Here is a 2,088-nt window from a genome sequence, read left to right as displayed (position 1 = left end):
ACCGCTACGATCTTTTTGCCGCTGCCGACGTCACCTTGCAATAAACGATTCATTTCATAAGGTTTGCGCAGATCTCGGCATATTTCATTGACGACCTTCTTTTGCCCATCCGTCAGTTCAAACGGCAAAGTCGCTATGAATCCCTTCAGCTTGTCCACATCATACAGGATCGGAATGCCCCTGTTATTCGTTTTGCGGCTCAGCTGCAGCAACTGCAGCCGTACCTGATAAAGGAAAAACTCCTGATAGATGATTTGCCGTCTCGCTTGCTCCGATTCTTCATCATTTTTGGGAAAGTGCATCGCTCGGATGGCTTCCCTATGGCTCATCAGATGATACGTCTGCAGCAAATGCTGCGGTAGAATCTCGGGAATGACCGGAGAATACAGTTCGATCGCCTGTTTGATCAGATTCAGGATGGTCTGCTGCTTGATCGTCTTATTGACATGATAAATGGCGGCATAATCATCCTGTCCGTTCGAACTGCCGAGGATCTTCATCCCTGCTAAAGATTGGCGTGCACGTTCCCATTTCCCGAAGATTGCAACCTCATCCTCAAGCAGGATTTTTTGTTTCAGGTACGGCTGATTGAAGAAGGTTACCGAGATGATGGCATCTTCGATGGCTAATTTGAATGATAGCCTGCTTTTTTTAAAACCGTAATGGTGTACAACCGGAGCCGTCACGACTTGTCCTTTCAGCGTCACTTTGTCCGAATCCTCGATTTCGTCCAATGTTTTGACTTTTATGTCCTCATAACGGAAAGGAAAATGTGTGATCAGATCATAGATCGTATCGATGCCCAACGAATGCAGCGCCTCAACCCTCTTCGGTCCTACATGGGGCAACTCCCCGACTGGATCATAAATATCCAATTGCTTGTTGTCTTCCGCTTCCATCCGTTCGCCTCCTTTCTTCCGGGAGCAGGACAGTTTCTTTGACCAACCGTTTTGAAAAAGAAAAGCCGAACAGAGAAACTCGTTCAGCTTTTTCAGATTATTCTACAGAAAGAAGATAACTGTATACCGGTTGATTTCCTTCTTGCACTTCCACTTCCAAAAAGTCATATTCCGCTTCGATGACCGCTGCAATCTCTTTGCTTTCTTTCTCATCGCTGTCTTCCCCGAAGATGATGGTGACGATTTCGCTGTCATCCGTGATCATCTTTTTCAGGGTTTCTATCGTTGCGGCTTTTCTGTCCTTGTCGGCCGTCAGGATTTTCCCGTCGACGATTCCCATGAAGTCGTCTTTGGTGATCGCCAATCCGTCGATGACTGTGTCGCGCACCGCATTCGTGATCTGTCCGCTGACAACATTTTCCAGTTCAGCAGTCATGTTGGCTTTATTCGTTTCCAGGTCCACCGATTCATTGAAGGCAAGCATAGCTGCCAGACCTTGTGAGATCGTCTTTGAAGCCACTACAACCACATCCGCGTCCGACACTTCGGCAGCCTGATCTGCAGCCATGAAAATATTTTTGTTGTTCGGCAAAATGATTGTTTTTTCGGCATTTGTGCTTTCGATAGCCTTAAGGATATCTTCCGTGCTTGGATTCATCGTTTGTCCGCCATTGATGATCGTGGAGACGCCCATACTCTTGAACAGGGCATGCACACCTTCACCGGCAGCAACAGCTATCACGCCATAAGGAATTTTTTCAAGTTTCTTGGCGGGTGCATCGGCTTTTTCAAGGACTGCATCATGTTGCATACGCATATTGTCCACTTTGATTTTCATCAGTGAGCCGAATTTTTGGCCGTAGTTCATGACTTCCCCTGGATACTCGGTATGCACATGGACTTTCACGATTTCGTCATCCGCGACAACCAATAGGGAATCCCCGATTTCGTTCAGATGATTACGGAATGTATCGTAGTCAAAGGTGTCCGTCACGGTTTCGCCTTCGCCTAATTTGACCATGATTTCTGTACAATAACCGAATTCAATATCTTCTGTCGCAATGGAATGCGAAACGTTATGATAATTTTCCTGGTGAGCGATTTCGGTAACATCCGCTTGTGAGATGACTTTTTCCGCGGACGGCACTTTTTCGCCGGTCAAGGATTCCATGAACCCTTCATAAATGTA

The 2,088-nt window shown here is 46.6% G+C and carries 1 protein-coding gene and 1 pseudogene; both read right to left on the bottom strand.

Going from position 1 to position 2,088, the window contains the following annotated elements:
• Window positions 1–899 (bottom strand): annotated as a pseudogene (locus WBV27_RS12060) (ATP-dependent DNA helicase RecG); the annotation flags it as partial.
• A gap of 97 nt (window positions 900–996) precedes the next feature.
• Window positions 997–2,088 (bottom strand): DAK2 domain-containing protein (locus WBV27_RS12055; RefSeq protein ID WP_424202377.1); only part of this gene is annotated, 1,092 nt, incomplete at its 5' end.

It is taken from the genome of Trichococcus sp., from assembly GCF_049589555.1.
GTDB lineage: Bacteria > Bacillota > Bacilli > Lactobacillales > Aerococcaceae > Trichococcus.
The sequence above is the reverse complement of the archived record's forward strand: the minus strand, read 5'-3'. Positions and strand labels throughout refer to the sequence as shown.